The 24,665-nt window shown below is 48.0% G+C and carries 21 protein-coding genes; 12 read left to right on the forward strand and 9 right to left on the reverse strand.

The window, feature by feature from the left end:
* Nucleotides 1-2 precede the first annotated feature (2 nt).
* The 9 genes from ACOJUN_RS14610 (at nt 3) to ACOJUN_RS14650 (ending at nt 8,654) form a co-directional block, all read left to right on the forward strand.
* The gene (locus tag ACOJUN_RS14610; RefSeq protein ID WP_422132673.1) at nt 3-1,853 is read left to right on the forward strand and encodes a TonB-dependent receptor domain-containing protein; all 1,851 of its coding nucleotides are present in this window, start codon (nt 3-5) and stop codon (nt 1,851-1,853) included.
* 91 nt (nt 1,854-1,944) lie between these two features.
* The gene (locus ACOJUN_RS14615; RefSeq protein ID WP_422132674.1) at nt 1,945-2,529 is read left to right on the forward strand and encodes a cobalamin adenosyltransferase; all 585 of its coding nucleotides are present in this window, start codon (nt 1,945-1,947) and stop codon (nt 2,527-2,529) included.
* 267 nt (nt 2,530-2,796) lie between these two features.
* On the forward strand, nt 2,797-3,741 hold the full coding sequence (locus ACOJUN_RS14620; RefSeq protein ID WP_422132675.1) for a CNNM domain-containing protein: 945 nt from the start codon (nt 2,797-2,799) through the stop codon (nt 3,739-3,741).
* 194 nt (nt 3,742-3,935) lie between these two features.
* Nucleotides 3,936-4,409 carry a YHS domain-containing (seleno)protein gene (locus ACOJUN_RS14625; protein ID WP_422132676.1) on the forward strand — a complete coding sequence of 158 codons (474 nt, stop codon included), beginning with the start codon at nt 3,936-3,938 and terminating at the stop codon, nt 4,407-4,409.
* A gap of 137 nt (nt 4,410-4,546) precedes the next feature.
* Entirely contained in the window at nt 4,547-5,065 is a 519-nt protein-coding gene (locus ACOJUN_RS14630; RefSeq protein ID WP_422132677.1) for a hypothetical protein, read from the forward strand.
* 34 nt (nt 5,066-5,099) lie between these two features.
* On the forward strand, nt 5,100-5,954 hold the full coding sequence (locus ACOJUN_RS14635) for a hypothetical protein (RefSeq protein ID WP_422132678.1): 855 nt from the start codon (nt 5,100-5,102) through the stop codon (nt 5,952-5,954).
* Nucleotides 5,951-6,859, forward strand: coding sequence for a cyanophycin synthetase (locus ACOJUN_RS14640; protein WP_422132679.1), 909 nt, complete (start codon nt 5,951-5,953; stop codon nt 6,857-6,859). Before ACOJUN_RS14635 ends, ACOJUN_RS14640 begins: the two co-directional genes overlap by 4 nt.
* A 16-nt stretch (nt 6,860-6,875) precedes the next feature.
* Nucleotides 6,876-8,081, forward strand: coding sequence for a hypothetical protein (locus tag ACOJUN_RS14645; protein WP_422132680.1), 1,206 nt, complete (start codon nt 6,876-6,878; stop codon nt 8,079-8,081).
* Between the two features lie 42 nt (nt 8,082-8,123).
* Nucleotides 8,124-8,654, forward strand: coding sequence for a DinB family protein (locus ACOJUN_RS14650; RefSeq protein ID WP_422132681.1), 531 nt, complete (start codon nt 8,124-8,126; stop codon nt 8,652-8,654).
* Here ACOJUN_RS14650 and rsuA read toward each other — a convergent pair.
* On the reverse strand, nt 8,636-9,352 hold the full coding sequence (gene rsuA, locus ACOJUN_RS14655) for a 16S rRNA pseudouridine(516) synthase RsuA (RefSeq protein ID WP_422132682.1): 717 nt from the start codon (nt 9,350-9,352) through the stop codon (nt 8,636-8,638). The two genes, ACOJUN_RS14650 and rsuA, sit on opposite strands and share 19 nt — an antisense overlap.
* Entirely contained in the window at nt 9,349-10,128 is a 780-nt protein-coding gene (locus ACOJUN_RS14660) for a DUF2057 family protein (RefSeq protein WP_422132683.1), read from the reverse strand. Before ACOJUN_RS14660 ends, rsuA begins: the two co-directional genes overlap by 4 nt.
* Nucleotides 10,129-10,649: 521 nt before the next feature.
* Here ACOJUN_RS14660 and ACOJUN_RS14665 point away from each other — a divergent pair.
* Complete coding sequence (locus ACOJUN_RS14665; protein WP_422132684.1) at nt 10,650-14,081, forward strand: hypothetical protein; 3,432 nt, start codon at nt 10,650-10,652, stop codon at nt 14,079-14,081.
* A gap of 42 nt (nt 14,082-14,123) precedes the next feature.
* Here the strand turns inward: ACOJUN_RS14665 and ACOJUN_RS14670 are convergent, their stop codons facing one another.
* From ACOJUN_RS14670 to pxpB, 4 genes are read right to left on the reverse strand one after another with little or no spacing between them, the layout of a single operon-like run.
* On the reverse strand, nt 14,124-14,816 hold the full coding sequence (locus ACOJUN_RS14670) for a hypothetical protein (protein WP_422132685.1): 693 nt from the start codon (nt 14,814-14,816) through the stop codon (nt 14,124-14,126).
* The gene (locus ACOJUN_RS14675; protein WP_422132686.1) at nt 14,816-15,595 is read right to left on the reverse strand and encodes a LamB/YcsF family protein; all 780 of its coding nucleotides are present in this window, start codon (nt 15,593-15,595) and stop codon (nt 14,816-14,818) included. The genes ACOJUN_RS14670 and ACOJUN_RS14675 overlap by 1 nt, the downstream gene beginning before the upstream one ends.
* On the reverse strand, nt 15,585-16,571 hold the full coding sequence (locus ACOJUN_RS14680) for a biotin-dependent carboxyltransferase family protein (RefSeq protein WP_422132687.1): 987 nt from the start codon (nt 16,569-16,571) through the stop codon (nt 15,585-15,587). The genes ACOJUN_RS14675 and ACOJUN_RS14680 overlap by 11 nt, the downstream gene beginning before the upstream one ends.
* Nucleotides 16,568-17,269, reverse strand: coding sequence for a 5-oxoprolinase subunit PxpB (gene pxpB, locus ACOJUN_RS14685; RefSeq protein ID WP_422132688.1), 702 nt, complete (start codon nt 17,267-17,269; stop codon nt 16,568-16,570). Before pxpB ends, ACOJUN_RS14680 begins: the two co-directional genes overlap by 4 nt.
* A gap of 199 nt (nt 17,270-17,468) precedes the next feature.
* Between pxpB and ACOJUN_RS14690 the strand changes: the two genes are divergently transcribed.
* Both ACOJUN_RS14690 and ACOJUN_RS14695 read left to right on the forward strand, forming a co-directional pair.
* The gene (locus ACOJUN_RS14690) at nt 17,469-18,683 is read left to right on the forward strand and encodes an FAD-dependent oxidoreductase (RefSeq protein WP_422132689.1); all 1,215 of its coding nucleotides are present in this window, start codon (nt 17,469-17,471) and stop codon (nt 18,681-18,683) included.
* A complete protein-coding gene (locus tag ACOJUN_RS14695) occupies nt 18,676-19,485 on the forward strand; it encodes an aldo/keto reductase (RefSeq protein ID WP_422132690.1) in 810 nt (269 codons plus the stop codon). Before ACOJUN_RS14690 ends, ACOJUN_RS14695 begins: the two co-directional genes overlap by 8 nt.
* A 33-nt stretch (nt 19,486-19,518) precedes the next feature.
* On the opposite strand, the gene ACOJUN_RS14700 is transcribed toward ACOJUN_RS14695, so the two are convergent.
* The 3 genes from ACOJUN_RS14700 to msbA form a co-directional block, all read right to left on the reverse strand.
* Nucleotides 19,519-20,910 carry a hypothetical protein gene (locus ACOJUN_RS14700; RefSeq protein ID WP_422132691.1) on the reverse strand — a complete coding sequence of 464 codons (1,392 nt, stop codon included), beginning with the start codon at nt 20,908-20,910 and terminating at the stop codon, nt 19,519-19,521.
* A gap of 158 nt (nt 20,911-21,068) precedes the next feature.
* Nucleotides 21,069-22,511, reverse strand: coding sequence for a bifunctional D-glycero-beta-D-manno-heptose-7-phosphate kinase/D-glycero-beta-D-manno-heptose 1-phosphate adenylyltransferase HldE (gene hldE, locus ACOJUN_RS14705; RefSeq protein WP_422132692.1), 1,443 nt, complete (start codon nt 22,509-22,511; stop codon nt 21,069-21,071).
* Nucleotides 22,512-22,634: 123 nt separating this feature from the next.
* Nucleotides 22,635-24,476 (reverse strand): lipid A export permease/ATP-binding protein MsbA, encoded by a 1,842-nt coding sequence (gene msbA / locus ACOJUN_RS14710; RefSeq protein ID WP_422132693.1) that lies wholly within the window; start codon nt 24,474-24,476, stop codon nt 22,635-22,637.
* Nucleotides 24,477-24,665 lie beyond the last annotated feature (189 nt).

Genomic DNA, 24,665 nt, shown 5'->3' on the forward strand with positions numbered 1-24,665 from the left:
CCATGTCCCACACATTGCGTATTGCAGTCGCTCTGGCCACAGCAGGTCTGGCTGGCACGCTTCAGGCCAGTGAAGAAATTATCAAGCTGGAGGAAGTGGTTGTGACAGCCTCCAGAACTGCTCAGTCTGTGGATGAGGCTCTGGCTCCGGTTACTGTAATTACGCGGAAAGAAATTGAGCGTAGTCTGGCTACCAGTGTGCCGGAATTGCTCAGTAAAACACCGGGTATGCAGGTCGCAACAAACGGTGGTGCAGGCAGCCTGTCCAGTATTTATCTCAGGGGGACAAAGACCGCTCAAGCGCTGGTTCTGGTCGACGGACAGAAGATCAACTCGGCCAGCTCAGGTGTGTCACCTCTTCAATATCTGGACCCGGAAGATATCGAAAGAATTGAGATTGTTCGGGGCCCTCGCTCCAGCCTTTATGGTGCCGATGCAATAGGTGGTGTAATTCAGATTTTCACTCGCAAGGGCCATGGAAAGCCTCATCTGAAAGTCAAGGTGGGTGGTGGCAGCCGAAACACCGGTGAGTATGGTCTGAGTTACAGCGGTCAGTCAGAAGGTTTGCGTTTTAACCTTGGGGCAAACATGTATGAGACAGGTGGGTACGATTTTACGCTCACTGAAACGAATGGTGATGGTGATAATGACGCGTACAGAAACAAATCTGTGTTTGGTAGTGTTTCTAACGAATTTTCAGGTAACTTGATAGCAGGGGCTAGCTTTCAGCACTCAGAGGGTAAGTCTGAGTATGACAATAACTCTGCTTATTCTTATGACACCCAGCCCTATAATCTTTTCAGGGTAACCAACATCAGCTCCTTCGTTGATCTGACTATAAATGATATCTGGGGTACACGACTGGAGGCCGGTTATGCCGAAGAGCATACCCAGGCAAGGGAAGAAAACTATAAAACAGGTGTAACTTCAGACAGTTACTGGAGTGAAACCATGCGTTATTCAACCAGTTGGAAGAATGATATTGCCTGGCATGAGAACCAGTTGCTGACAGCAGGCATTGATTATTCTAATGAGAAATACGATGGCAGTACTGCTTATGTGGAAGATTCTAGATACAACGCGGGCGTGTTTGTTCAAAACCATTCCTCAATAGGTAACCAGGACGTTCAGGTAGCTCTGAGAAGAGACAAGAATGAGGCGTATGGGTATAACACAACCGGTAGTGCTTCCTACGGTTTGGCTTTGCCCAATGAAATGCGCTTCACGGCTTCCTACGGCACTGCCTTCAGAGCACCAACACTGGGTGACCTATACTACCCGGGCTATGATAACCCCAATCTGAAACCTGAGAAGTCTGAAAATTTTGAAGTGGGTCTGAAAGGTGTTCTGGCTGTTGCTGACTGGTCCGTCTCTCTATACCAGAACAACATGGAAGATATGATTGCTTTAGACAGCACCTACACGCCCATTAATATTGATCAGGCTCGCATCAGAGGGATTGAGCTAATAGTCAAGACCCGTGCTATGGGTTGGGATGTCAATTCCAGCGTTTCTTTTCTTAATCCGGAAAATCGTTCTGGAGTGAATAAGGGTAAGGTTCTACGTAATAGAGCTGAAGAGCTCTTTACTCTGGACTTTGACAAGCAGTTCAATAAATTGGGGCTAGGTGCTACTTTCCGTGCGCAAGGCAAGTCTTATGCAGATGCTGCCAATACGACAGAAGTTGCAGGTTTCGGAACTGTTGATTTGCGCATGAGCTATAAGCTGACTTCTGAGTTGAAGACCGGATTGAAAGTGGTGAACATTTTCGATAAAGAATATCAGCCGGTTGATGGCTACAGGGGGCAGCCTCTGGGGGCGTTTGTAACTCTGACCTGGACTCCTGAGTTGTAAGTCAATTTTCGTACGACTAACGTCTGTCATATGTTAAGTAAGCTCTCACCCTCTTTTCCAGGAGTGAGAGCTTTTTTATAAGGTAGTCAATATGGCACTTAAAAAATCCAAAGACGTCCGGGAACTATGCTATCCCTTCATCTACGAGCATTCACCTTTGTGTGATCACGAAATTATTACCGATGAGCTTTGTACGACACTGGGCGGAGCTATCTATGAGCTGGAAGGAGATGAAAGGTTCAGGGATATCTACGATTTTCTCTGCGAACTGCAGCCGAAAATTTTTCATCTTAATGCGTCTATCCGGGGGAAACAAGCCATCTTTGAAGAGCAGATAGAATGGCTCGCCGGGTATTTTGATCGTTATCAGGAAGAGATTGTCGGGCGAATAAAAGGTTTTGTTTTACCTCGCGGACCTCGACCCGTTCAGTTGCTTCACTCCTGTCGTTCGCTCAGTAAAAAAGCGATCAGAGCCATGGTTCTGGTGGATGCTGAAGGCATAGAAGTTCCGGATGTTCTGCACCGCTTTGCCAACATGCTTTGCAATCTCTTTTTCAGATTAACGGTGGTGATTAATGGACGACTGGGGATCACGGAACCTGAGTATGTGAGCAAGAGTTACAAGTCCAAGTCACCCTCAAAGTTAAAGCAGGAGTCCAGGAAAAAGGTTGTGTAATCAGGAAAGTTCGATTTAGGATAGAAAGTAGGCTCAGAATAATAAAGAAATTGGAGGCCGTGGTAAGAAAAGGACTTTCTTTTCACTACTTTTACGCTCATGGCTGTTTAAGTGCCTGTAGCTGTTCAGGCGTTCTATTTCAAAATAAGAAAGGCTGTCTGCAAGTCGTGAAATCAGCCTGTCGTCATGAGATTTTTAACTTAAACTTATCAATTAGGTGACCGATAAAGGTTTATTCCCACAGATTAAAAAAATGGAGGAGCAAGGATGCTTCTTGTTGTTGCTGTTGCCTGCCTGATTGTTGCTGTTACTGCTATTCTCTCGGTTATTGAATCTGCCATTATTTATGTTGATGATCTCAGGTTAGCCACAATTCTCAGACACAAGCCTGTTAACAAGGCCGACATTAAATACATTATCAAGAACAAGGAGGCTCATTTGTCCTCCATGGTCATGTTGATCACGCTGATCAGTATTGCCGGAAGTTCGATGATAGGAGCTATTGCTGCCAGACATTTTAATGACACCGGTTTGGCCATATTCACTGCTCTTCTGACCTACTGCATGTTGGTATTTGCCAAAATTTTGCCAAAACTCTTTGCGGTTCAGATGGCAGAGCCCGTACTCAATCATTCTGCCCGTTTCGTAAGAGTTATCTGTTTTCTGCTTCGGCCAATGCTCAAGATGACGCTGGTCTGGGCCAGACTGTTCAGGATTGAGAATACTCAGGAGCCCAGTCGCGACGAGCTGAAAGGCATCATTCGTCATTTCAATAAGTCCGGCGTGATAGAACGTGAAGAGCGTAAAATGGCAGAGCTGGCCCTGAAAATGAACCAGAAGACTCTGGCAGCCCTGACCACTGAAGATGGTCCTATGGTCTGGCTTGCCTCTGACTCCAGAGTGCAGGACATTCAGGCATTCATTTGCGAGCATTCCTACAAGCGCTACCTGGTTGTGAGCGATGGCGAAGTAGTGGGTATTGTACACTATCGTCATATCACTAGCTGTCTGGTTAATGGCCTTGCCGATAAAACGGTTGGAGAGTTGGCCAGACAGGTTGTTTTCCTGGAAGAACAGTGTACGTTGCTGGATGCCATAAAGGCTTTTGGCAAGGCCCGGGCCTCTGTCGCACTTCTTGCCGGGCGGAATCCGGAACAGACCCGAATGATCACTGCCAAACAGGTTTATCGAGCTATTCTACAGGCTTCCTGAGTCTGTAGAACCCCGCAATTCCCACCTCGTTGCCTCCCCTGAAACACGTATTCATGCATCGATAACTGAAAACTGAATGACAGTTTTGATGTGTTTGATTTTTATTTCTTTGTTCTGAAACTATTTAATTTGTCTTAGCGTATATTCAGCCAAGAGGACAATGATTTTTTTCGAATATCAAAGAGGTAAAGCAAATGACCAGAGCAAATCACTTATCTTTAGCTGGAGGCGTATGGGCCAGATTGATCATGGCTCTGACGCTGGTTTTTTCGATGCAGGCTATGGCCGAAGACGAGATTTATACCGGGCTTTTCAGCGACAAGGCTGTCAGTGGCTACGACCCGGTGGCTTATTTTACTGATAGTAAGCCGGTAAAAGGTTCCGATAAATTTTCTACCCGCTATAAAGGGGCTACCTGGTACTTCAGCAGTGAAGAACATAAAAAGCTGTTTCTGGAGTCTCCGGAAAAGTACGCCCCTCAGTATGGCGGCTATTGTGCATGGGCTGTGGCTCAAGGTAAGACTGCCAGTGCTGATCCTCAGCAATGGACCATCGAAGATGGTAAGCTTTACCTGAATTACAATAGTTCCGTTCAGAAAAAATGGCTCAAGGATAAGAAAAACCTGATCAATAAAGCTGATGATAACTGGCCGAAAGTGATCAATTAAAGCTTATCAAGTTCCGAGTAAAGTCTGGTTCGCTGGCGATCTGAGACTTTACTCATCTATCCCATTAGTACGATGAGTCACATCACTTTAAATCGGGTGAAAGGACTTTTAGATTTTTGAGAAATGGAATTGATCCCATGAAAAAACGCGTGATACAAGTTTTTAGTTGGTTAACTGTCCTCTGGATAGCCAAGGTGTTTCTGTTCTCCCTGCCCTACAAGTTCAGTGGGCATCCGGATACCCGGCATATCTTTGGAACTATTGGTCAGTGGATGCAGGGAGTTATTGGTGTTTCAATGGGTGAGTGGTTCAGTAGTTACGGTGCTATTGTTGTTGGAGTTGCAGAATTATCCGTCAGTTTGCTGTTGTTCCTGCCTGTCATACTGTTCATTAACAATAAGTTGAGTCGCAATGAAAGCAAAATCAGCCAGAGTCTGATACACAGTCTCGGGGGGCTGGCAGCGTCTGGTATCATGGTGGGTGCGGTTTTCTTCCACCTTGCTACACCTCTGGGAATAGAGGTATTGCACCAGGGGAAAAGTGACGGCGGCTCCCTGTTCTATGCCGCTGTATCCATCCTGGTGTTGGGGCTGATCATGGCGATAGCCAACTTCTCTTTGGTTAAAGAAGAAAAACTGGCAAGATCTAACCCTTAACTCACCGGAGACACTAAATCTGGAAGTGATCATTATGATAGTTCGTACGTTGCTGGTTTTGGGATTTATCTGGCACGCCTTGAGACAAAGAGTAAAGCCCTGGCTGTTTTTTCAGTTGAATGCCGATTACTTCAATGACGCCAAAGGACTGTACTCGAAACTTGATATGGATGAGTCCATTCCCAGACGGTGGCGCCTGAAACAGAGCCTGGATACTGATGGTATAAGGCCGGAGCAATACCCGGTTTTTCTGAAACCTGAATGGGGACAGAACTCCGCCGGGGTTATACGGGTCGATAATGAAATTCAGTTGGAGGCCGCAAGAGCGAATCGCATTCAGGACAGTGTGCCCTATCTGATTCAGGAAGGTGCCCAGGGGAAAAGAGAGTTTGAAGTGTTTGTGATTTGCTCCCCGGATTCCACAAAGTGCCTTAGAACACTGTCCGTAACCCAGGTTCTGAATACCAGCAACGATGAACATCCTGTCAATGGTATCTACAACAGCGAAACGTTTTATCTGGACAAAACCCACGAGCTGGATAGAAAACAGGCCGATCAGCTGGCTATGCATTTGAGTGAGACCGGGCCGTTCAGAATGGCTCGCTATGGTATCCGGGCAGACAGCATCGAAGCGCTGGTTGAAGGAGAGTTCAAAATTTTTGAAATCAATCTCTTCCTGCCAATGCCTCTGGTGTTGTTAAGCAAGAATCTGGGGGCTTTCGAGAAGTTGCGGCTGATAGGTCAGTTGACTGGTCAACTGGCGCAGGTGACCGGTGAAATTCCAGAAGCCCGTAAACGGAAATCTATTTTCTTCAGGAAGCTGTTTTACCTGAACCGGCTGAATTTTAAAAAGCTGCCAGCCAAGACCGAAGAGGAGATGGTGCTGTGAAATTTATCAGGAAAGCGGTTTACAGCTACATCAGCCAGAAATTTATGAATGGTTGCACTCAGTACAACTCTCTGGAAGTTCGCAAGAGCTGTCGTTCAAAAGCTCAGGCAAGAGCGGCATTCAATAAAAATGATATTCCCCATGCCCGTGGTGAGATTTTCATTAATCCATGGAAGGCTATTCGCTTTGCCAGGCAGCATGGCTTTCCTTTGGTGGTTAAGCCTAATGTCGGCGGTTTCTCACGAGGCAGCTATTTTCCCATTCGCAACTATCGGGAGTTATGGAAAGCGGCTTTGCTGGCCAAAATCTGGTGGCCTGCCAGTGTTGTAGAGCAGTATCTGGAAGGAAAAAACTATCGGGTTCTGGTGGCGAACGGTGAAGTGGTGTCTGTGATTCAGCGTTATGCTCCTTTTGTTATCGGAAATGGTGAGGACTCGATCAGCACCCTGATCGATCAGGAGAATACTATTCGAAAGGAGATGGGGCTTCTGGATTGCATGTACCCGCTTCAGAAAAGTGAACAAACCAGAAACTATTTAGCGAGACAGGGCTTTGATCTGAATTCCGTTCCGGCTGATCAAGAGCAGGTAAAGCTTTTCCATCGAATTGCCCTGGCACCCGGCGGTGTTATTGAAACCATTCCGGTCACTAATCTGGCCAGAGAGAATATACGACTGATGGAAAAAGTGCTGGCTACTTTCGATGCCAATATTCTCGGTATCGATGTCATCATGGAAAAAGGCATAGAGCATAGTCATAAAGATCAGAAATGCATCCTTTTGGAGGTGAACTCTCGTCCTTACGTGAAAATGCACGACTACCCCAGATATGGAGAAAAAGAAGATATCTCCGGGGTGTTTGAGGAACTGAATAAACTCCAGATCGCTCAGACTGATATTTTCTGAGACAGAGGAGACTGGAGTGCATTACTTTTTTCAGTTCTCAGGTATTCACGCATTTCTGGTCGGTCTGTTGCCGTTCTTTATGCCCACTCTGTTATGGCAACAGGGTTATAGTCTGACCGAAATAGCTGTATTTATTGCCCTGTCCGGTTTGGCTTATCTTTTTACCCTGTGGGTTTGGGAAAACCTGAGATCTGGAAAAGGCAGCGTCTGGGCCGTAAGGGCTTCGTTTTTGACTGAGGTCCTGCTGGTGGCGGGACTGTTTTTCTTTCAACAACAAGCAGACAGCGGAGCCACAGGACTTATTCTGCTGGCCATTCTGAATGGTATTTATGGCTGTTTCTATTGGATGGCTCAACGTCTGCTGTTCAAATCCATCAGTCATAATCGGAATTCCGGTCAGCACTTTGGCAACTTCCAGATATTGGTAGCAGTGATGCTTAAAATCGGCATAGTGGCGGGTGCATTTCTGTTGGAGCAATCAAGTTACTGGATTCTGTTTCTACTCAGCGCACTGATCTCAACTGCAGGTGTTGCTCAAACTTTCAAAACGAAGGTGGCTGTTGCAATCAACACAGCGTTTTCGGCACCGGCTGCCCGTGTCTCTGAAGTGCTCCGATTTCGTGATAGTTTTGGCTCCTGCGGGGTGTTTTTTGTAGATGGACTGTTTCTTTTTCTGGAAAGTTATTTCTGGACTCTCTCACTCTATTTTATCAACAGAGAAAGTCTGCTTGAGCTGGGTGGAATGATGGTGATTCTGGCAATCGCAGTCGCTGCCCTGTTTAAACTGATACAGACTTTTATTGACCGTATGTCCGCTATCCGTCTTTTCCGGTGGGCCATATTTCTTTATGCATTCAGCTGGCTGCTCAGGGGAATGGTCGATGAAACGCTCTCAACACAGCAGCAGTATGCATTTATTCTCGTCATTGCTTTCCTGACCAGCCTGTTCCGTTTGTCATTCAACAAAGTGTTTTTTGATCGTTCCGATAAAACGGATACCCATACCTACCTTTTACTGAAAAGTTACTGCTCGCAACTGGGTGTAACTGTTTTGTTTATTATTACAGCTCTGTTCCTGCATCAGGGAAAAGCACCTCTGGAGGCACTTCAGGCTGTGTACTTTGTTTCATCCATTTTAGCTTTGGTTTATTTCCGCTATAGCTGGCAGGCCGGAACTGTCAGGGTAGATAGAGAAGCCATGAGCGGAAAAAATAATTTCTGATAAAAACTCGATAGACAGTTAAGAGAAAAGGATATTTTTATCATGCGTAATGATTTTGAGCGGATACTCCGGGGCAATCAGGAAACAGTTGAACAGATGATCGGTTTTGTTTCTGGTTTGAGCGCTGATGATTACCGATTCAGGGACTCCGATCTTTTCCAAAGTACCGTCGGGCAGCACTTGCGTCATGTTCTGGATCTGTATGAAGCTATCCGTTCTTCTTCTGATAAATCGGTAGATTATGATCTCAGACGTCGGGGGCTGTTGCTGGAGCATGAAAAGAATGCGGGTCTGGCAGAGTTAAAAGATTTGCAGCAATGGTTAAAGGCGCTGAAAGCAGGGGATCTGGATTTAGATGTTGAAATCAAAACCGAGGTACTTTTGTCAGAAAGCAGCAGCGTGCGATTAAAATCCACCCTGGGAAGGGAGCTGGTCTTTGCTAGCAGTCATCTGACTCACCATCTGGCAATGATGGCGACGATCGCAAAAGTAGCAGGTAACAAAATCGACCCTTCCGTGGGTATGGCACCAGCGACGTCCAGTTTTAACCGGGGTCAGGTGGTGGCTTCCTGAACGGAGTGAATTTCGTTTTCAGTCAGATAGCGCCACTCACCCGTTTTCAGATCAGGGTCGAGCGTGATAGAGCCAATCTGTTCCCGATGAAGGGCCGTTACACGATTACCCAGAGCCGCAAACATGCGCTTGACCTGGTGGTACTTGCCTTCATGTATCGTCAGCAGTACTTCCTGATCAGAAATAAATTCGAGTTGCGCGGGGCGGGTTGGCTTTTTCTCCCCATGCAGCTGGACACCCTGCGCAAACTGTTCGATGGCTGACTGATCCAGAGGCGAGGCCAGTTCTACCCGGTAACGTTTTCCGCACTTTTTAACCGGTGACGTGATTTTGTGAGACCACTGACCGTCGTCTGTAATCAGTACCAGCCCAGTGGTGTCGACATCCAGCCGACCGGCAATCCTGAGACGATCGGATTTAATGACATCCAGCAGATTAATAACGGATGGATACATCTCGGCTCTTGTTCCTGAGGGCGTTGCACAAAGGGTATCCAGCGGTTTGTAGAGCATAATGTAACGAAATCCCACCAGAGTGAGTGGTGCTCCATCCAGAAGAACTTCAGCATCGTCAGAAACCTTGCAGGCAGGGTCTTTGACGACGGTACCCTCCACGGTCACCGACCCGGTTTTCAAAAGCCTTTTGCTTTCTGAGCGGCTCAGTTCGGTGCTTTCACAAAGAAATTTGTCGAGTCTCACTGGCTGACCTGTTCCCGGGCCCAGTTGACGAAGGTCTTCCGGGTTTTCGGATCGGCTTTTTCAAACCAGTAACGCAGCATGCTGGCACTTATATTGGCCTCGTCACTTTTATTGGCAGCAGAGCCATAGATTTCCTCATTCTGAGTCGCATTGGCAAAGCCTGTGTTTGTCTCTGCGAAGACACCCATACCTGAAAATTCGCTGGCCGCTGCAGGGCTGTCGCTACGATTAAACTTTTGGACGTCTGCTGCATAGTTGCGGCCGAACTGGATACCCTTGCTGGGCAGAATAGCAAATTCATAGGGAACGGCTTCGCCCTTGGCATCCTTCAATGAAATCTTGCCGGTGGGGTTGTTGTTGATAGCTTCGGCCTGACGAATGTCTCTCAGGTCGGGAACATCAATGCTGTAGTGCTTGCCAGCTGCTGGATGGAAGGTCAGGACAAAAGGTTTGGAAGTAAAGCGAGTTCGGTCCCCGCCGTTAGTGACGGTATCAGATAACTGGAAAACAATCTGATGGCGCACATTGGTAAGAGAAATGGGCTTGTTAGCCTCCACTTTGAAGTCGAGGTCTTTGACATTGGTGCCGTCAAGAACCAGTAACTCAGATTTGGCCGGTATCTGCAGGGTGGCCTGTTCTGCTCTGGATTCAGCCGCTGAGACTGAAGCGACCATGAAAAAGCCAAGAGTTGACGCCAGGAGTCTGTTTAGCCATGTGCGATGATGCAGTCTTGAGCGCTCAGAGAGGCTGAAAAAGTCGTTTAAAAGAGAGCGCATAGATATCCCCTTATGCAACTTATATTAATGAGGGTAAGAAAAGCGCTACAACATGCCGGACTCAGGGTTTAAAAGCAAGTGGCTTTTGGGAGGCGGAACTCTGCTCAGCCGGTTTGCTGCGGCGATGTGACGACTATTCGCTACCGAACGACTGCATGGATGCAGGAGCTAGAGCAACGCAGGAGCAGTTGCCGCCGACTGCATGGATGCAGGAGCTAGAGCAACGCAGGAGCAGTTGCCGCCGACTGCATGGATGCAGGAGCTAGAGCAACGCAGGAGCAGTTGCCGCCGACTGCATGGATGCAGGAGCTAGAGCAACGCAGGAGCTGTTGCCGCGCAGGGCAGTCTATTCTTGGTCAGGCTCCTGTTGGTGGCAAACCTTACTCGCAAGTCTTTAATCCTTGAGGGGCGAGTGCAATTAAGTCCATGGAACCAAATCAACATAATGATGTCAAAATAGTATGTGCCTGATTATTACATGCGGTTATTTAATTAATGATTGTTTGGTTTAAGTATCTATTATGCAAAATATCGAAAACACTTCTGCTCCGCCTTTTTACCCGCAGCCTGACCCTGAAGAATGCAACACTCAGCGCTGCTCAGAAGGACTGGAGGACATAGGCTCAACGACTGCAATAAATCCAGAGTCTCAACTCCAGAGCAGTGATCAAAGCAATGATCCGGCATACTGCAAACCCAGTGGTTTTCCACTATCTGAAAGACAGGCTGCGATCAGATCAGTAGAACAAAAGTACCATACACCTGATTTGACATCAGCTATTGACCAAGGCCAGCCGGAGCAGTCATCAGCCTGCCTCTCTCCCCTCGAAGTTCTCCTGGGGCCTCTGCCTGATGACATCATTCTGGATACTCTTCCTTGCTTTCACAAAGCACCGTCCTCACCTTCTGAAGAAATTACGATAGAGGATGTCCAAAACTTCAGGCAGGAATTACTCAAATTTCAAATGAAACTTGATCAAGAGTTTTTTGATAGAAAATTTCTTGATACAGATGCTCTGCAGTTCCATAGCTTAATCTACAATAGACTGGCTTTGCTCAAGCGTCTCGCTAATAAATATCAGGTACTCAAGGAGAGTTCATACAAAATTGTTGATTGGTTCAACACAATAAAATTGGCTGACAAAAGCCAATATGTCCTATTGTCCAAACAGCTGTTTTTGAGCGATGACATGAGTAACGTAACACGGCAGCTGGTCCAGAACTATCGTGTTCTCGGGAAAATGCTATGTCTATGGTCCCCCAAGGATACTTCCCCGGGCCAGCAATCAATCAGCTTTCTGAGTGAGTCTATTGTATGCCATTTGTCCTGTATCTATAGTTTTGTGGAGAGCATGATAAGACATGCTGATTTCAGAAGAAATATTGCTCTTCGAGCGCCAGTTGAACCAAAAATCAGGAAGCACCACTCAATTTTGCATGCGCCCCCCCGGAAACGATCTAACTCTGTGGCATCTGAGTCTCGCAGACTCAGTGAAGGGATAAGCAATCTGCTCACTACCGTTGCTTCGGCAACATTGGAAATCCAGAGCAAGAAAGATTCTCAAGATATCGTGAAAATCGCCTCTGGATGTCTTTTCAGTTCAATTGATCGATACAGGAATGAAGGGTACGATCAGGAATTCCAACCCGTCTGCGTTGACAAAAAGATGATTGCTCAGCATTTATTCTGTGCAGAGCTATTCCATGCAGCGTTAATGTCAGAACGATGGGATGTTATTAATAAGGTTTGTGAAACAACCAGTCGAATCGTTTTCCATAACGACTATTCACTGGAAAAAGTTATTCAAGGGCTTAAAAAAGACAATACGAAAGGAATCAACATTGAAAGCTGGCATGATGGTCTTAATGAATATTCACAAACCCGATGCTATCCCCTGAACCGTTATTTCGAACTTGGGATTGAAGCTTCTTCTATCTACCTGAGTACCCTGCTTGCTCACAAGGAGAGTGTCACTGAGAACCAGTCACCATTAATAAAGATAAAGAAGACAGAAGAGCTGCAACACATATTTAATGTTCTGAGCCCATGGGCAACCCAGTTGCAGGAGCTTGGCTTATTGACCAATGAAGCCGTGGAATCCTGTAAATACCATCATCGATTATCACTCGCCAAGCTAAGAATACAGACTCTGACCAACAATCACGAGGTGGCTATCAGAAATAGCTTTAATGAGGTCAAAAAAGTTATCGTGCAAGGTACCGCCACGGATGGGATAACAAATGACAATCCGCAACAGCTTCCTGAATCCCTGAAATCCCTGTTGGCAGAGACTCTGATCCAGAATAATGATATTTTAAAGCTCATAAACAAAGAGTGCGATATCTATAATCCAGGCATTAACATCACAGAACTAGACAGGAAATCCTGTGAATGGCTAATCAATATTTTTGCAAACATTGCCCAATCACCACACAGTGAATTGCTCCTGACGTTCTCCCACTGCAGTTATTACTGTGCAATGCTCATTGAGCATATTTGTGAATGCGCTTCAATTTTCAGTGATCTGGAGGGCTGCATTACAAGCATTCAAACAAGTGATCCGTCGTCCTCGCTTAAGGAGACCAAAGAGAAATGGAAAGAAAAAATCAAAGCAAATGCTTCCGGGATTAAAGAGAAAATTGATCAATTTGACAAGATCAATCAAAACATCCAAACCTGTTTCAGAGATGCTTTCAGGCAATTGAACAAAATCAGAGAGCAAGTTATTACTGGGCAAGACAAATGTCTGAAGATTGTCCTGTTCGAGTCAATCAAAGCTACTTTATACCATGGCTTACGACAACTTCAGCATTTGAATACGGGGCTTGTTACCGTTAGCAGTAAACGTATCGATATTCTCAAAAGTGAATTTCCCACTATTGCCAACCTTGAGCAGGCTACAGTCAGTTGCAGGAAGAAAATTAACAAAAATATTGCTTTCATAGCAGGTTGCGTAAAAGATCTGGATAATTCCAAAGAGCTATCACTAGTGAAAATCACTGGCAATAATGAACCGAATCCAGTTCATTTTAAAAATGGCCGATTTAACAAACAAGCCAGCAAAAAGCCTGATACTCTGGCAAATTTTGTCGTGAATACATTTTTTAGGGTAGATACTCGGGAGACTCTCGAGACAAGAGCTTATTTTCATGAGCAAATAGCCAGCGAAGTACAGGCGCTGAATCATAACAATAAGCCTGTGGTATATCTGGGAAGCCGTGCCTATCAGACGCAGGTTCAGTCACGCTGGGGGAGCCAGGCATTAAAACGGGCAACCGGTAGCGATCTGTTACCGGGCGAAATATCCCGGGAAATTATTGAGCGCTCAGTCACGCCAAGGGATACAGATCTTTTAGTACTTAACAAAGAGCAATTCAGTGAGATCATAGGGAGACTCTATAACCGGCTGGAGGAAGCTGCCCGGGCAGGTGGTTACTTGCCTGAGAAATGTGTGCTGCTTAAGACCAAAGTTGGTGAGGAACTTTACTACGGAAAAAAATGTTTTTTTTGCAACCTCATTCTTCGTTTAAAAGAAGGCTATACAAAGAAAGACTGGGTTTATGTGGTTGACTTGATTACCCCTATGGATTCTGGTCCGTCAACCCTGCTGCCTTACGATTCCCCCGAGCTGGCTTCCGGTAGTCCGACCCTCGCCAGACCGCTTACTAGCATTATGATTGACGAACTCAACCTGGCGGTCGGTCAGGCTGCTGGCCCTGCCCGTGCACTGATGGCAATGATGCGCATTAATGTCCTGGCAGCCCTTGAATCTTCAGAGCCAAAGCTTGATTCCATATCAGGCATTGTACTTATGCACGTTGTGGAGCGTCTTCAGGACAGTTACCCCGATCCAGCCCTGGACAAAATGGCCAGCATTTTACGCTCCAGGGCATTTAACAGGGTTGCTTACGAAGAGATACCTGTGCCTGACCCGGACGTTTCCACGGCATAAAAGAGCGTTGTTGGAGAGGGCCAGAAAGCGTTCTCCTGAACCTCAGGCAGTTAAGAGCTCAAGCACAGAGTGGCCCCAGTCATCCTGCCAGATATCTGCTTTTTTAACGGACAAGGGTTCTTTAAAGTCAGGACCATTGATCACCAGTGTGTGAAAGTCGCCTTCTTCTCCAGTGGGGCAGATGCCTCTGGCTTCTATCTCATCGGCCAGTGAGGGTGTCAGTATTCGTCCGAGAAAACTTTGATCCAGTGATTCATTCTTGATGCTGACAATCAGGGCCTCCTGGCCCACCGAGAACATATCTTTCAGAAGCTGTTTGCGGCTGTAGTGCCAGAGTGGGTAACAGGTCTGGATAGAAGTATCTTTGAGAATACGATCGTACCAATCCTTGTGGGCATCCAGGTCGATATCACCAAAAGCAAGGTGACTGGCAGAATACTCACTGATAGCGGTTGCCAGTGCCTTTTTTAATCCCTGTTCATAACCTCCAAACCCGGCAGAGCCAAAAATGATTGGGGTTCCCAGACAATCAGCCTGAGTCTGAAGAACCTCCTGGTGCAGTCCATGGGCACTGGTTCTCTGTTCACCTTCTCTGAGCATAGTGAGCAGACAGGCGGGTTTGGCGCCACTCTGACTGGAAATCCATCGAGCAAAGCAACCATCCTTGCCGCCACTCCAGGAAGTGGCAAAAAGAGATCTTGAAGAGGGCAATGAAGCCTGGGGAGAAATATTCATTACTGCGCCTGAATCGTTTGAATGGTGATGCCCTGTGCCCGGAGAAATCGTTCACAGCCACGGACAAAGTCCAGAGCCCGGGGACCATCGCCATGTATGCACAGGGTCTCGGCCTGGATAGCAATTGTCCGGCCATCCACTGACGTCACTTGTTTGTGTAATACCATGTCTCTGATCTGGTCGAGGGACTTTTGCTGGTCTTCAATCATTGCGCCGTCCTGATCTCTGGGGGTTAGCTGGCCAGTAATCTGGTAGCTGCGGTCGGCAAAGACTTCGCTGGCGGTCTTCAGGCCAATGGCTTCAGCCTGAGATATAAGGCAACTACCGGCTAACCCATAGAGAATCAGTTCCTGATTAAATTGATAAACCGCTTCGGCTATGGCTTTGGCAAGGTCCGGGTTACGGGCGGCCATATTGTACAGAGCTCCGTGAGGTTTGACATGGTGAAGTTGACCGCCTTGTGCCGTCACAAAAGCGCTTAATGCGCCTGTCTGGTAAAGTGTCAGGTTATAGGCATCTTCGGGGCTGATGTGCATGTTTCTGCGACCAAAGCCCTGAAGGTCTGGTAAACCGGGATGAGCACCGACGGCAACACTGTGTTCCAAAGCCAGTTTTACCGTGTTGGCCATGATATTCGGATCACCCCCATGAAAGCCGCAGGCAATGTTGGCAGAACTGATATACGGCATGATTCCAGTATCGTTTCCCAGCCTGTACTGGCCAAAGCTTTCACCCATGTCGCAGTTCAGATCCAGTGTCAGAGCTTTATCAGTAATCATTTTGGTTTCGGTTCCAATAATATTCAGCCGCTATGGCCAGACGGTTCAGGCCGATTCTCTGTTTTACCAGTTCCCGTTGTGCTTCTTCCACAGTGACTTCCTGAAAGGTCAGTGTGTCCGATGGCTTCAGCTGGGCGACTCTGGGCAAGTCCGCAGAGATGATGTTCCCGATTTTGGGATATCCGCCAGTGGGCTGACAATCACTCATCAGAATAATGGGTTGACCATCCGGAGGGATCTGAATGGAACCCATGGCTGTCCCCTCTGTGATCAGATTTCCGGGATAGCTGCTTTTGATCTTTTGACCACAGAGACGATAACCCATCCGGTCAGAATCCGGGCGGACAGAGTAGCTCTGGTTCTGGAAAACATTCAAGCCTGGGCCGGAGAACCATGACGTTTGTGGACCCCGGATATAACGAACAGGCTGAACATGTTTCTGATCCTCAAGATACTGTGTAAACCTGTGGCCCACAGCAATATCAGGTTTGAAATTTTTCTTTGCTGCCCAGCTGTTAAAGCCAAGCCGGTCGTTCTCTTTCAGTGCCCGGCCGCCAAGGCCACCGATACCAGCTCTCAGATAAGTACTGCAACTTCCCAACACTTCCCGAGCCTGAAAGCCGTTTTTAATCGCCAGATAGCCCCGGCAGCCTGTTCTGAGACTGGCAATTTTCAGTGTTTGCCCTGCTTTAACGGCGGTTACGAAGTTGCTGGCGATGGGATGGGTATCCACGGTGGCATCGGCACTTCCTCCACTAAGACAGATTACAGTGGACTTATGAAATTCCAGAGTGGGTCCTGTCAAAGTGAATTCCAGCAGTGGGGCATTCTCAGGGTTACCCAGTATCAGATTAGCGACTCTGGCTGCCAGGGAGTCCATAGCGCCACAGGTTGATAGGCCCAGGTTCCGGAGGCCATACCTGCCCAGATCCTGGAGGCTGGTCAGCATTCCGGGTTGTTTGACGGTCAGGCTCACCTTTGCGCCTCCATTTCCTGATGCTCTCTGGAGGAAATAGCGGTGAATTTTACTCTGTCGCCGGGCTTGAGCAGGGTGGGGTGGTCGTTACTGAAGTCCACCAGAGAAACAGGGGTGTGGCCTATCAGCTGCCAGCCTCCGGGAGTGGAAAGAGGGTAGATACCTGTCTGCTCACCGGCAATGCCAACGGAGCCAGCCGGTATCGACAGACGTGGGTTTTCAAGTCTGTGTATCGATAGTCTTTTATTCATTCCACCCAGAAAGGGAAAACCCGGAGCAAAGCCAAGAAAGTAAACGTCGTAAGTCGCTGAAGTGTGAAGATCAATCACTTTTTCAGTTTTTAAGCGACAGTGTTTGGCTACACGATCCAGGTCCGGAGCAAAGCTGCTTTCGTAGCAGACTGGTATTTCAACAAGATTGCCAACGTTTGTCTGACCCACCTTGAGTGTTTGCAGGAGGTTGAGTATTTTTTCTTTCAAAGCTTCATAAGGTGTTGCTGATTGAATCTGGCAGGGATCGTAATAGACGGTCAAAGTTGTGTAAGCCGGAACTATCTCAATTATTTCAGGGGATGCCGCTTCGAGAACTTGTTTTGCCGCCGTGTGAACGATCAGGTTTATTTTGGGACTGATCCGGTCACCAAAACACAGCATTAGAGCTGAGTCACCCAGAGGGAAGCACTCACAGGGATGGTTCATATTATCGTCATATTCTCAAAGTCTGCAGCCGATTCTAACATAGGATTGGGTTATCAAGCGTTAGTCGTCGGAGAGAGTAAATCTACCAAATGCGAACGTCTGGCATCCAGAGGCTGAAGGCGATGTTGGTCTCGGACGGGTATGAGGCGTATACTGCCGGTTTTGTATTTTCCCTGTCTTACTCTCTGATCCACTTTATATGACTCAGACCATAGAAACAGATGTTGTTGTAATTGGCGGAGGCATTGCCGGTCTCTGGCTGTTCAATACCTTCAATCAGCAAGGCTATAAAGCCCTTCTTCTGGAGAATGCTACCCTCGGCGGTGGTCAGACGATCAAATCCCAGGGGATCGTTCATGGCGGGACCAAGTACACTTTGACCGGCACTCTGACCAAGGCGGCAGAGTGTATTGTCGGCATGCCAGACCGCTGGCGCAAGGCTCTCAGGGGGGAAGGTGAGGTTGATCTGTCGGGAGCCGTTATACTCTCTGAGTTCCAGTATCTATGGTCTCCCGGTGATGTGGGTTCCAGGCTTACTACGTTTTTCGCCAGCAAGGCTTTGCGCGGTCGGGTGGAGCAGTTGAAGAAACCGGAGGATTTTCCTGATATTTTTCGTCATGAAGCGTTTCTGGGCAAAGTCTATCAGCTCAATGAGATCGTGCTGGATATCCGGACGGTCATCGATGCATTGGTGAAAGGTCTGGAAGATCGGATTCTCAAGGTGGACTGGTCTGAAAACACCCGTATTGTCACTGAAGGCAAAAAAATAGATTTCATCGAGCATACCTTTGGAGGCAAAACCCTGCAAATCAGGGCCAGCAAGTTTGTTACCACGGCGGGCGAAGGCACAGAGGACCTGATAAAACTCTGGGGACTCTCCCGGCCAGAGATGCAGAGAAGGCCGCTTCATATGGTTATGGTTCGGCATCGTCATCCTGAGCCGCTCTTCGCGCATTGTCTGGGTACTAAACCCGTTCCAAGAATAACAGTCACCAGCCATCCGGATGGTGAAGGCAGCTGGGTCTGGTATCTGGGGGGCGAAATTGCGGAAGACGGGATGGAACGCACACGGGAACAACAGATCCGGGTGGCCCGGCGTGAGCTGACTGCATTATTGCCATGGGTTAATCTGGACGATGCCCAATGGGCGACGATGTTTGTAAACCGGGCCGAACCCAGACAGAGCAGACTGCTGAGACCGGATGCCGCATTCATTCATGAGATAGAAAACGGCATTGTTTCCTGGCCGACCAAGCTGGCGCTGGCACCCAACCTTTCTGATGAGGTCATTAAAGTGCTGAACAGGCAGCAACTCTCGCCTTCTGGCAATGAAGGCTTTGCTTTGCCAGAGGATGTTCAGCATCCTGAAATCTGCCAACCCTTCTGGAGCGGGGCATTTGTCGATCATGACTGATTACCGACTTGAGACAAGAACCATTGCAGGTACCGATATCCGGGTTTCTCCCATCGGTTTCGGAACCGTAAAGCTGGGCAGGGATCAGGGCGTAAAATACCCATCCGGATTCAGGATTCCGGATGATAGCGAGGCCAGAGAGCTTCTGAAACTGGCACAAACCCTGGGTATTAATCTGCTGGACACAGCACCAGCCTACGGCACCAGTGAAGAAAGATTGGGGTCTTTGTTAAAAGGTCAGAGAGACAACTGGGTTATCTGCAGTAAAGTGGGAGAAGAGTTTGAGAACGGTGAGTCTCGTTTTGATTTCACACCGGAACATATTCGCTTCAGCATCGAGAGAAGTCTGAAACGGCTGAATACTGATTGGATTGAAATGGTGCTGGTCCATTCCAATGGTGATGACGTCAATATTATTCAGCAATATGGCTGTCTGGAAGTACTGAAAGCGTTAAAAAAAGAGGGCAAGATTCTGGCGTCAGGCATGTCTACCAAAACTGTTGAAGGCGGCATTATGGCGCTGGAAAAGTCGGATATCGCCATGGTGACTTATAACTTGAAGGAGCAGGCTGAGAAACCGGTACTTGATTACGCTCTCCGGAACGATAAGGGCATTCTGATCAAGAAAGCTCTGGCCAGTGGGCATGTTTGTCTGGAAGGTGAAGATCCGGTGGAGAAAAGCATGGAGTTGGTTTTCTCACATCCTGCGACCTCGGCGGCAGTGATTGGCACTATTAATCCGTTACACCTCAAGAGTAATGCAGAGTCGTGCGCCAGAGTCATCAGACTTCTTGAGAGCTGATTCTCTGGCGGCCAGGTTAGAGAAAAAAGGTTTTTATTGGCGCGGGGTTGTGATGTTTTCATAGGCCGCATTCATCGCTTCAGCAGGTGTCAGTGACCGGTTTTCTGCAATGAATCCAGCTGCATGCTGACACAGGGATGCGTACTGGTCAAAGCTCCAGCCTGCGTCTCTGTAAGCTGAAAAATCTTTACCCATAAGGTTAACTAACTCTCGTGAATTGCAGAAAGTCTGCAGTTCCTTCAGATAATCACCTAGTAGGCCTGCTTCACGTGACAGCTCTGGCCTCTCTTTTTTCAGGGCTGCAAGAGAAGCATCGAAAGGAATGGCGGGTGCTGCTCTTCCAGGTGGCTTAGGAGCTGCTTTGGCTTCAGGTTGAACCCTGTTTTCCTGAGCCGGTATAGATTGACTGACCGGTTGGCGCTTGCTGGAAGTTTGCTTGCTACTGAATGAATCTTTGCTAACAGGGTCTGAATGAATTCTTTCCTTGATACTCTCTCGGTATTCAGTGTTCAGGAAATGACCCTCTCCTTTCATGGCGTAGTTACGGTGCAGGCTTTTGAGGTCTTTTTGCGTAGCTTCTAAAATTCCCTGAACCTCATTTAAAGCACTCGCGATCTTGCTTTTTGTTTCAGGGGATAATTGTTGACTCTTCATAGTTCTGTTCAGATTTTGCTTAATTTGGTGAGCCTGTTCAAAGCATTGGCAGGTCAGAATAGTCTGGGCCTGAATAGCAGAATATCGATTGTTGGGAGAAGAATATCCTTTTGAGTTGGGTAGTTCTTCCACCAGGCATTCAGTCAGTGCGGGATAAGATTTAAGCTGATCTCGAATAGAGTCAGGATAAGTGGAGTAATTCAGTTCTTGCCGCTCAGCCCTTAACGGTGCCATGCACTTATCCAGTGCATCTCTGAAAGACTGACCATGATCTGTGGTATTTTTTAGTGGCTGAGCGTTATCTCTTGCTTTCGACAGCATCATAGAAAGACCGGCCTCCTTGAATGCTTTTTGAACATGAGGTTGCAAGGCTGCTTGTCCGGATTTTCTGGTCAGGTTAGCCAACAGGTCTTCCAATTCACCCTTGTTTTTGGCGTGCTTGTCAATCACTTTCTGAACAGACTCAGAACTGCCATTTTTGTTGTTTACTGCTTTTTTGACATCATCCATTGCCACCATAAACGCTTTGACGGCTTTCTTCTCAGTGGCTTTCTTTTCTTTCGCTGCGGCTTTATCAGAATTGCTGACACAGCGGGAGAAGAGGCTTTTTATCGGTAGTTTCTTGCCTTTCCCGTTTTGAGGGACGGTATTTTCGATGGAATATACTGAAGAGCCTTTATGGCGTCCCCTGGGTTTATCAACTTTCTGTTGAGCATGTTCAGACCATGTCGGGCTGATAGAAATCTTTTCGCCGCCGTTGATAATACCCATTACTCTATCCCTGAATCTTTGAGTGCTTTCAACTTATTATAGAGGGCGAAGTTCTGGAGAGTGGCTAGCCTTGGGTTTTGAAGAAGATAGCCGCTAACTGTCGAAAAGTTGGCGGCAATACTGTTGTTTTATGATAAAAGTATCAAGTGATAAAAGTATCAAGCAGACTCTTTAGATTTGTCCTTCCTGATCTTTTCAACAATGGCTGTTGTCGAACAGTTATCCAGGAACGCCAGAACCTTCACCTCGCCGCCGTATTCGTAGACGATAGGAGCACCGACCACTTCATCAATGGTGTAGTCACCGCCTTTTACCAGAACGTCAGGTTTAACCATTCTGAGCAGGTTTTCAGGTGTATCTTCTTCGAAGCATACGACCCAGTCCACAGCTTCAAGGCCTGCCAGTACCGCCATTCTGCGATCTTCCGAGTTAATGGGGCGGCCTTCACCTTTCAATCTTTTTACAGAAGCATCGCTGTTGATAGCCAGTACCAGCCTGTCACCCTGCTTTCGGGCTTGCTCCAGATAACCCACGTGGCCGGCATGAACAATGTCGAAGCAGCCGTTGGTGAAGACGATCTTTTCGCCATGGGCCCGGGAGTCTTCCAGTGCAATCTTGAGCTGATCCGGGGTCACAACGCCACGCTCTGCGCCCAGTTCTCTGTTCACCTCACGGCGCAGCTCTGGCATGCTGACCGTTGCAGTCCCCAGCTTGGCAACCACAATACCGGCTGCAATATTGGCCAGAGCGGCTGCTTTGGGCAGTTCAGCCCCCGCTGCAAGTGCAGTGGCCAGAGTGGAAATTACGGTGTCTCCGGCGCCGGTCACATCAAAGACTTCACGGGCTCTGGCTGGCAGGTGCAGTTCCTTTTCGTCTCTGCGAATCAGGGTCATGCCGTGCTCACTGCGAGTGATCAGCATGGCGTCAAGCTCCAGCTCGTCCAGTAACTGGTGACCTTTGGTGATCAGCTCCTGCTCATCTGCGCAGCGGCCGACAACGGCTTCAAATTCTTGCAGGTTCGGAGTAATGATCGTAGCACCACGGTAACGCTCAAAGTTTGTACCTTTTGGGTCAACAAGGACCGGAACGCCTTTTGTACGCGCCAGTTTGATCAGCTGCTGGTGGTTCTGCAGGGTACCCTTGTTGTAATCAGAAAGAATGACAGCCCCTATGTTATTCAGCAAATTGGCTGCTTTTTCTTCGAGAATATCGCTGCTGAGAACGGAGAAAGGTTCTTCCTGATCCAGGCGAATGAGTTGCTGATGCTGGCTGATGACCCTGAGTTTGGTGATGGTAGGCATATCTTTCAGCCGGGCAAAATCGCAATAGACTCCGGCCGCTTCAAGACGGGTCTGCAGGGAGTCGGCTGCTTCATCATCTCCGGTAGCAGCTATCAGCCAGGTCGGGGCGCCCAGAGAGGCAATGTTAAGGGCTACGTTGCCAGCGCCGCCGGGGCGATCTTCTATATTGGTGACGCGAACAACAGGTACTGGTGCTTCAGGGGAGATTCTGGAGGTGCCGCCGTGCCAGTATCGATCCAGCATGACATCGCCGATCACCAGAACCCTGGCTTCATTAAATCGTGGCAGAGTCAGTTTCATTCAGTGTCTTCCGCTTCGGTATCTTGGGAGGCCTGCCAAGTAAGTTGGCCCAGTTTCCGGTAGGTTTACCACGAAATCGTCTTGATGGGTAATCATGGTAAAACCTCAGCTTTTTTAAAGCGTTCAATGTTGTAATGGCTGCGAAGAAGCCAAAGGTATCACCTCTACGACTTCTTCCTGCTCTTCCTGGAACTGCATCTGATGCAGTTTGGCATAATGACCTTCTCTGGCCAGTAGTTCGGAATGAGTGCCGCTCTCTACAATTTCGCCTTTATCCACCACAATGATACGGTCAGCATTCTCGATGGTGGAAAGTCGGTGAGCAATGACCAGCGTTGTTCGATTCTTCATGACTTCATCCAGGGCCGCCTGGATATGACGCTCGGATTCGGTATCCAGGGCCGAAGTGGCTTCATCAAGAATCAGAATGGGAGCGTCCTTCAGAATAGCCCTGGCTATGGCCAAACGCTGCCGCTGGCCACCCGAGAGCAGCACGCCATCTTCACCAACCAGCGTGTTCATGCCCTGAGCCATATTCTTGATGAATTCATTGGCATGGGCGGCTTCAGCAGCCAGGTGAATGTCAGAATCATCTTTGTCGCGCAGGTCTCCATAGGCAATGTTGCGAGCCACTGTATCATTAAACAGAGTGACATTCTGATCTACCAGAGCGATATGACTGCGAAGGTTCTTCAGGCTGTAATCATCAATGGGCGTATCATCCAGAAGAATTTGACCCTGTCCGTAGGTGTAGAAACGGGGAACCAGGTTGGCCAGTGTTGTTTTTCCCGATCCCGAGCGGCCCACCAGAGCAATAGTCTCACCCGGATTAACAGTGAAGTTAATATTGTTCAGGGCGGGTTTGTCAGTATTCTGATATGTGAAAAACAAGTTTCGAAACTCCAGCTTGCCTGCAACTGTTTCCTTTTCAAAGGTGCCGTTATCAGGTTCGGAAGGCTGGTCAGCCATTTCAAAAATGCTCTCTGCTGCGGCAATACCTTTTTGTATGTTGGCGTTCACTTCGCTCAGCTGACGAATAGGCTTTGGCAGCAGTGCCGCAGCCGTGACAAAACTCACCAGAGAAGCGGTGGTTGCATCTCCTTTTAGCCACAGCACCAGGAAGAACAGAATAGCGAGGGCTGTATTAACCAGGAATTGCAGGGTGGGCGTATGGACAGCGGAAGCCTTGACCATTTTCAGCCCCTGACGGGTATTGCGATCACTGGCATCAAAAAAGCGGCTGGTTTCATAACTCTCACCACCAAAGCCTCTGACTACCCGATAACCATTGATCGATTCCGAACTGACGTGGGTCAGATCCCCCATGGATGTCTGAATCTTCGAACTCAGCTTACGGAAACGTTTGCTGGCGGCACTGACCACCAGGGCAATGATGGGAGCAACGCCGATGAATACCAGGGTAAGCTTCCAGTTGGTCAGGATCAGATACCCGAACAGGAAAACAACGGTCAGGCCTTCCCGCACAATAACCTTGACGGCATCGGTTGCTGCCGAGGTCACCATACCCACGTTGTAGGTGATTCTGGCAATCAGGTGCCCGGAGTTGTTGTTGTCAAAGTAGTTATTGGGCAACTGAATCATTCGGTTAAACATCAGGCAGCGCAGGTCGTGCACAACCGATAAGGACACCTTGGCCAGGAAGTAGTTACCCAGAAAGGAACCAATCCCCCTGAATATGGCAATAGACAACATGACGATAGGAATCAGGGCCACCGAAGTCATGATAGAAGCAGGAAGAAAACTCCCAAGGTCTCTGTCAATAGTGGCAAAGCTGCCTTCGAGCGCTTCAACAAAATATTCCAGCAAACGGGCAAAAGCTGGCTGGCTGAGCGCAAACATGACATAGCCCAGTATACTGAGGGCAAAAAAGCCCGAGTAGGGCTTTACATAGCTGAGAAGGCGCAGGTAAATCTGCAGGCTTCCCGACTTGGCGTGTTCCGACATGGCCACTGTAATCAGTTAAAAATGAGGGGCCTATTCTGGATGAATCTGGCTGTGGGCTCAATGGATAGAGCCTCTAAAACCATGATTTTTACCGTAAAATGACGTTCTTGGTAAAGCTCTACCTTGCGTTGCCCTCCTTTACCCGGATCAAAGCGGCTTTATGAATGTTTCGTGCTAGGGTATGATTGG

Origin of the sequence: Endozoicomonas sp. ALD040 (genome assembly GCF_049275945.1) — a bacterium.
Lineage (GTDB): Bacteria > Pseudomonadota > Gammaproteobacteria > Pseudomonadales > Endozoicomonadaceae > Endozoicomonas_A.